Annotated in this window: 4 protein-coding genes; 3 read left to right on the forward strand and 1 reads right to left on the reverse strand. The window is 33.5% G+C overall.

Going from position 1 to position 7893, the window contains the following annotated elements:
- The first annotated feature begins 787 nt into the window (after positions 1-787).
- Positions 788-4231: a SusC/RagA family TonB-linked outer membrane protein gene (locus tag B0A75_RS09280; RefSeq protein ID WP_208861263.1), complete on the forward strand. Its 3444-nt coding sequence runs from the start codon at positions 788-790 to the stop codon at positions 4229-4231.
- A 7-nt stretch (positions 4232-4238) separates the two neighbouring features.
- Positions 4239-5813 (forward strand): RagB/SusD family nutrient uptake outer membrane protein, encoded by a 1575-nt coding sequence (locus B0A75_RS09285; protein ID WP_165765107.1) that lies wholly within the window; start codon positions 4239-4241, stop codon positions 5811-5813.
- A gap of 220 nt (positions 5814-6033) precedes the next feature.
- On the opposite strand, the gene B0A75_RS09290 is transcribed toward B0A75_RS09285, so the two are convergent.
- Positions 6034-6765, reverse strand: coding sequence for a hypothetical protein (locus B0A75_RS09290; RefSeq protein WP_089054000.1), 732 nt, complete (start codon positions 6763-6765; stop codon positions 6034-6036).
- A gap of 565 nt (positions 6766-7330) precedes the next feature.
- Between B0A75_RS09290 and B0A75_RS09295 the strand changes: the two genes are divergently transcribed.
- A partial coding sequence (locus B0A75_RS09295; RefSeq protein ID WP_133063518.1) for a serine hydrolase domain-containing protein occupies positions 7331-7893 on the forward strand: 563 nt, incomplete at its 3' end.

The raw sequence follows: 7893 nt of genomic DNA on the forward strand, positions 1-7893 counted from the left end.
AAAACACAAAACTAAAACCTGTCTTTATTTAATAAAATATTTTAATATTTAACAAATGTATATATTATTATTTAAGAAAAAAAGCAAAATAGTAAAAATGTGTTCGAACACATAACAAAACAATACGAATTAATAAAAATATTTAAAATGCTTTATTTTAAGACAAAAAATTACAATACAACAATATAAGCGTTATTAGCTGATTTCTTTACGGTTTGCCTCATTGTTAAAAAATACTTAATAAATTTTTTTAATAATTAGATTGATTTATTAAAAACATTTCATACATTTACAACCTAGAAAAACGTTTTAGTCAAAATCATTTAGTTCTTTTTTGATCTTTTGCTCTTTTATGCAGTAAAAATGGAACTAAAATATTTTAGCATAATCAACTAAAACCAACATAGAATTACTATCGCAAAAAAAAGAATCCTCCCTTCTTTGAGCAATAAGTAATCTTTAAAGTTATTTACATTGAAATAACTGACTTGATTTGATTATAAGCACATCAAAAAGGAAAAGAAGTTTTACTGGAACTTTTTGATTGAAGTTTATAAGTACTAAAAGAACACTAAACCAGTATTTAGAAAGAAAGAATATCAATATAAAAACAACAAGCTAATTTGACTAAAACGGGGAAACCCATTTTTATACTTTTTTTTTCATAAAAAAGCCAGCAGATGCTGCGAACACTACTGGCCGATTTCTTCTTATCAAGAAATATAGATTGGAAAAAATAAACATGACCACGAAGGAAAATTATTATTAACCAAACCATTACAAAAGTATGAAATTACTACCAAAAAGCAAGCCTGAGAATTACTGGCTTATGCCTAAATTCGGGAACGTTATCAAATTAACACCCTTATTTTTGATACCTTTTACTATACAGGTATCGGCAGCGAAATCTACTGCAGCGACTATTTTATCAGAAAAAAATGAAGTCGTAAAAGCAGCAAATGACAGAACAGCAATTAAATCATCTTTTTTTCAAAAGCAAATAAAAGGAAAAGTACTCGACGAGGCTGGAAATCCACTCCCTGGAGCAAATATTGTCGTTAAAGGAACTAAGGTTTCAACTCAGACTGACTTCAATGGCAACTTTGAATTAAATGTTCCTGAGGGCGCTACAAAACTTATCGTTTCTTACATCGGTATGGATCAACAGGAACTAACCATTGGAGCTTCATCAATTACGGTTGTCTTAAAAGAATCGGGACAAAAACTAAATGAGATTGTTGTTGTGGGTTATGGTACTCAGAAAAAATCTAAAATAACTGGTTCTGTATCAAAACTAGACAATAGAGTTTTAGAAACTGGAGTACGTTCTAATCCTGCTTCGGCTTTGGCTGGTACGATCCCAGGCTTAAGAGTGCAGCAAGCTTCAGGAAGTCCTGGTGCTGTTCCTGTTATTACTTTACGTGGAGGAACTAATTACGACGGAAGCGGATCTCCATTAGTAATGGTCGACGGTTTTTTGAGAGCTAGTTTCAGCGAAATCAATCCTGATGACATTGCGTCTATTGAAGTTTTAAAAGATGCTTCAGCCACTGCTATTTATGGGGCAAGAGCCAATAATGGAGTAATTTTGATTACTACTAAAAAAGGTAAAGCAGGCGTTTCAAACATCACTATAAATACAAATCTTGGTATCAATACTTTAAACATACCGTTTGATTTTATTAATGCGCAAGAATATTTATACTGGTCTAGAAAAGCTATTCAAACTTCTGGTTCTTATGACGCCAGCCGTCTTAGTCAGTTAAATTCTACTGGGCCATTTGGTACTGGAAATTTATACAAAGATGCATCTGGAAATATTCTTGATGGCAACAAAAATGCATCTGCTGTATGGAGCCCAATGTTTAGAAACCCAAGTAACGAAGAGTTATTGGGACAAGGCTGGCAAAGTATGACCGACCCTGTTCGTACAAATGCTGCCGGAGCTTATGATCCAAATGGAACTAATAAAGAAATCATTTTCAAAGATTTTAATTATAAAGATTACGCGCTTAGACCTCAGGGCATAACTAAAGATATTAATTTATCGATGACAGGCGGCAGCGAAAAAGGCAGTTATTACGCCGGTATTGGTTCTTATAACGAAGAAGGCTTACCAATTAACACTTTTTACAAAAGACTGACTTTTGTTTTTAATGGTGATTATAAAATAAAGTCTTGGCTTACTTCTACTTCTGGCTTGAACTTCGCAACAGCGCAATGGAGAGGTCCGCAAACAAATGGCGAAACCAATTATTTAACTCGTTCTCTAGGTGCACCGCCAACAATGAGAGGAACAAATGCTAATGGGGATTTATTAGTAGGTAGAGATTATACAGATGGTAATCCAGCTGTTAATGATGATAAGTTCATCCGCAAAAACCAAACCGATAAATTTACAATGACGCAATCTTTTAAAGCTGATATATTAAAAAATCTATATTTTAGAACTAGTGCCAACTGGTTTTATAATGAAGGTTTTTATGAATCGTTCAATAAAGACTTCTTATCAAGCCCTAACAACATCAACAAAACCCGTTCTTCGTCGGCTCAATTTGACCGATCATTCAGCCAGACTTATAATGGCACTTTAAACTACAATACTGATTTCTTAGGAAAAAATCATGTTGATGCTATGATTGGAGCGGAATACTATGACATCTATTCAAATGGTGTTTCCGCTGCAGGTTCAGGCGCACCATCTGATGATTTTATGGATTTACAGTACACTAGTTCAGACAAAGACAAAAGAAGCATTGATACTTACCACACCCGTCAACGCATTTTATCTTTCTTCGGTCGTGTCACATATGATTATAATGAGAAATACTTAGCAACTTTCACTATCAGACGTGACGGATACTCTAAACTGCTAAACAATCGCTGGGGTAATTTCCCTGGAATATCTATTGGTTGGAATGTACATAAAGAAAGCTTCTTAAGCGATTCTAAAATAATCAATACTTTAAAACTAAGAGCGAGCTATGGTCAAAACGGAAACGTGAGCGACAATCTTATTGGTCCATACCAGTTACAAGGATCTTACGGGAGCAGCAAATACGACGGAACTGTTGGTTATCAGCTTAACGGACTTCCTTTTCCTGATTTATTATGGGAACGTTCTGCAACTTATGAGTTTGGTTTAGACACGCGTTTATTTAACAGATTAGATCTTTCACTAGCTTATTATAATAGACAAACACAAGACAAAATTTCAAGCTTCACTCTGCCTGCTACCTCAGGTATAACGTCGATTACTACAAACTTAGGTAATATGCAAAACAAAGGTTTGGAGGTTGATCTGAATTACAAAGTCATCAAAACAGCTGATTTCTCATTAGATTTTAATGCAAATGCAGCTTATAACGTTAACAAAATATTAAAACTGCCAAGCAACGGATTAGAAAACAATAGAGTTGGCGGAAGTCAGGTTACAGATAAGGATGGTAATTTAATTTGGGTTGGCGGTCTGCAGGAAGGTCAAGATCCAAACGTTGCTTATGCTTATGTTGCCGAAGGCATTATTAGAACTCAAGCCGACTTAGATTCTTATGCTTTAAAACTAAGAGATTTAATTGGTGCCAAAGTTTTAGTTCATCCAGATGTTTTTAATGCTATGAGCCCTTCTGAAAAAGCATTGTCTTATCCTATCGCTTTAGGTGATGTAAAATGGAAAGATGTAAACGGAGATGGTATTATCAATAGTTATGATAGAGAATACATGGGACGAACTGTTCCTAGAGTAACTGGTGGTTTTGGCTTTTATACTACTTATAAAGGTTTCTCTTTTAGCTCTCGTTTTGACTATGCTTTAGGCTTTGTTCAATATGATGGTCCTAGATCTTGGTTTTTAAGTAATGCACAAGGAACATTTAATACTACCAAAGAAGTTTTTGATACTTGGACTCCTGAAAACCCAAATGCTAAATACCCAACATATTACTGGGCTGATCAATTGTTTAAGAACAACACTATGCGTACTTCGAGCATGTTTTACAATAAGGCAGATTATCTATCCTTTAGAGAAATCAGTTTATCGTATTCATTGCCTGCCGACTTAATGACTAAATTAAAAATAGAGGGAATCAAACTTACTTTAACTGGGCAGAATTTAGGCTACATAAGTAAATCGACTTTGTTTTCGCCAGAGAAAACAGATCAAGGAATAAATGTTACTGGAGGTTACCCACTACCTCGTACTATGGTTTTTGGTGTTCAAATTATTTTATAAAAAAGATATGAAAAAGATATTAATAGGAATTGCATTTTTAGCGTTGTCAATTACGTTTAATGCCTGCGACAAACTGGATTTAGCTCCAGAAGATTATTACGCTAGTGAAAGCTTTTGGAAAACTCCCTCTCAAGTAGATGGAGCAATGGTAGGATTACACAGCCAACTAAGAAGCTATCAATTTACATTGTTTACATTAGGAGAACTTAGAGGAGGAACATTAAGAGACGGAACCAGCTTTACTGGAACTGCATCTTTAAACTCAGGATCTATAGTTCGTCAGGATATTAGAGAATCATCGCCTGGTATTTCAGGCTGGGCAGGACTTTATGCACCAATATTTCAGGTAAACAATTTTATCTATCAAGTAGAAAAAGCCCAATATTTGACTGCTGCTGATAAAAGTTATTATCTTGGTCAGGCTTATGGCTTAAGAGCTTTTTATTATTTTCAATTGTATCGTACTTATGGAAGACTTCCTATAACCAAAGAACCTAAAGTAGCTATCACGACACCTACAACAGCTCAAGATGCTTATTTGCCTCGTACAAAAACAGAAAAAGAGACTTTAGACTTTATCAAAGAAGACGTAACAAAATCTATTGCAAGTTTTTCTGGAGATTATACGTCTAAAATGCAAAAAGGACAATGGTCATTAGGAGCTTCACAAATGCTTCAAGCCGAAGTATACCTATGGTCGGCTAAAGTAAAAATTGATGGCGCAAATCCAACATCCACAGCTTCTGATTTAGCGATTGCGAGAACTGCAGTAGAAGCAGTTATCCCTAAATACAGCTTACAATCAAGCTTTTCCAATGTATTTAATTCAGCCGCTACAGCTTCAATAAAAGGAAATAATGAAATTATTTTTGCTTTGAGATTTGGTTTTGGAGAAGCAACAAACAGCTACGGTCAATTTATTTACGCTATTACAGATCCATTAGCGGGTTATGTTGACGATAAAGGTGTTGCTATTCCTTCTAACGATCCACTTAAGGTAAATGGAGGCGGAACCATTATAAGATATGAGTACAAATATGACTTATATCAAAAATATGAAGCAGCCGACACGAGAGCAAATGTTACTTTCTTAAACTTCAACAAAGGAACAGTTCACGCTACTAATCTGCGTAAATTTATCGGAACTATTGTTGATGGCGCACGTACTTTTTCAGATGATTTTCCTGTTTACCGTCTTTCTGAAGCTTATTTAATGCTGGCAGAAATAAAAAACAAACAAGGACAAGATCCTTCTGCCGAAATCAACATTATCAGAACTCGCGCATATGCCGGCGGCGGCGGCTCTGCCCCAGTTTACGCAAACGGTTCTTTCGAACAAAACGAATTGACTATTTTCACTGAAAGACAAAAAGAATTCGTAGCCGAAGGAAAAATTTGGTACGACTTACGCCGTATGCAAGATGCAACGGGAACTCCTTTAGTATTTAGAATAGACCTTCCTTTAGTAGGTGTACTGCAAAATATTGATGGAATAAACCATAAAATAATATGGCCAATAGATGTTCCTACTTTAAACAGTGATCCAACTCTAGAACAAAACCCATTATACAAAGGCACTTAATGCTTTTTAACTCAAAGCCCCAACAAAAATGTTTTGTTGGGGCTTTTTTAATTAATAAAACTGATTCTCATAAATCGAGTCCTCAAACTATCCTATAAAATCGATGTTTAAGATTAAATATACTGGATTAAATTTAATTTGTTACATTTTTTAATGACATTGCCGGCATAGAACTAGAACCTTTTATTTGAAAATTCTAGTGAAAATTTAAAAGTTAGCTTCACTTATTTTCTCGCTCATTTATTTCTTCTATTGCACTTTGAATAAAATATTTTAAATCATTGCTTCTTGTTCTTTTAAGCTCTGCCTTCAAAGTTTCTATTGACTGTATTGTCCCTGTTGATCTAAGTGTCGCACAAATCATACATTTGGTATGTTGATCGCTAGTTTTAAATTTCAGTATTAAAATTTCTTCTAACTCTTTATCTTCAGAGTTTTTTAAGGCATTAAGTGCATCAATTCTATTCTGATATGTACCTTTTAATAATAAGTGTTTTAGATAATCAATGTTCAGATTAGCTGGTTTTCGCAATTCATTAAGCCTGCTTAATACAGCTGTAATTACTTCTTCTTCATCAGTTTTTTCGAGCTCTGAAATCAAAAAATCGAAAAGTTCATAATCTTTACAGTTTACACATAAACTGCTTAAACATCTTAAAACGTATTTTTTATATTGAAAAAAATCTTTGTCTTTGAGTAATTCTATGAGTTCCGGTTTTAAGTTTATATCACTTAATTCATCAGAAATTCTATAAGCATGCCAACTAGGAAAATCTTCGCTTTCAAGAGACTGATCTCGCTTCTGCCTTTTAATTATGTTATTTGAAATAGGCTTATTGTTTCCCATTTCTACAATCAAAGTCTTTAACTCAGAGCTCTTTAACCTAGTTATTAGGCTTTCTTTATCTTCTTTAACCTTTTCGTCTAAACTTTTAAATAGTCCAAATAGCATAATTTTGTTTTTTCGCAGCTGCAAGCTAGTTATCTATAAACTTATTATTATAACTGAAAATAGAATGCTTAATAAAACGAATATAAAGTTAATTCATGGATTGCCTGCCATTGTTGAAACAAAAAATCTTAATTTATAAATTGCAGATCCATGGTAAAGCTTGAACGAAAACTATCAACAAACACAGGTTCTGTTAGTAAGTAATGAAACATTCAAAGTGTTTTTAAACCATAAAAAAAGCCTGAGAATTTGTACTCTCAGGCTTATAATTTTTATAGTGACCTTGACGGTACAGAATTAGAACCATTTATTAGAAGATTTAAAGATTTTGGGTGATGCGTAATTTTGCTATTTGAATTTAATATCATTATTAGTTAAAGTCAAGTTCCCGTAATTCATCAAAGTAGCAAGAGCAACGAAATTCATATTAATTTTAATACGAAAAGTATTCAATAAATAAAAGTCCGCTTGGTGGTTTATAAAATAAAAAAACTATTTTTGAAAACAAATAAATACTGACATTTCTCAGACATAGCACCCCATAAACGATAAAAACAAGTCAATAATGAAAATGACAATCTTAACAACAGTACTACTTTTGACATTATGTCAAATCGGATTTGCTCAAACAAATTACACAGCAAAATTAGACAATTACTTCAATGCACTTGAAGTAAACGACAAGTTTATGGGAAGTGTAGCAATTTCACAAAATGGTGAGATCGTTTACACAAAATCAATTGGATTTGCAGACGTTGAAAAAAAAATTAAAGCAACCAAAAATTCAAAATACAGAATTGGTTCAATTTCTAAGTCATTCACAGCGGTTTTGATTTTAAAAGCAACTGAAGAAAAAAAGCTGGACTTAACCCAAACTATTTACAAATGGTTTCCAACAATAAAAAACGCAGATAAAATATCTATAAAACAGTTGCTTAGCCATAGAAGCGGGATACATAATTTTACGGATGACAATGAATATCTAACTTGGAACACACAACCAAAAACAGAAAAAGAAATGCTTGAAATTATAGCAAAAGGAGGCAGCGATTTCGAACCAGACAGCAAAGCAGAGTACAGCAATTCAAATTTTGTGCTTTTGACTTACATTGCAAATTCCGGTTATAT

The organism is Flavobacterium oncorhynchi (assembly GCF_002217355.1).
In the GTDB taxonomy this organism is placed as follows: domain Bacteria; phylum Bacteroidota; class Bacteroidia; order Flavobacteriales; family Flavobacteriaceae; genus Flavobacterium; species Flavobacterium oncorhynchi.

Excerpts from the sequence above, each read along its gene's own strand:
- B0A75_RS09280 (WP_208861263.1), top strand. The coding sequence starts at position 788 with ATGAAATTACTACCAAAAAGCAAGCCTGAGAATTACTGGCTTATGCCT.
- B0A75_RS09285 (WP_165765107.1), top strand. The coding sequence starts at position 4,239 with ATGAAAAAGATATTAATAGGAATTGCATTTTTAGCGTTGTCAATTACG.
- B0A75_RS09290 (WP_089054000.1), bottom strand. The coding sequence starts at position 6,765 with ATGCTATTTGGACTATTTAAAAGTTTAGACGAAAAGGTTAAAGAAGAT.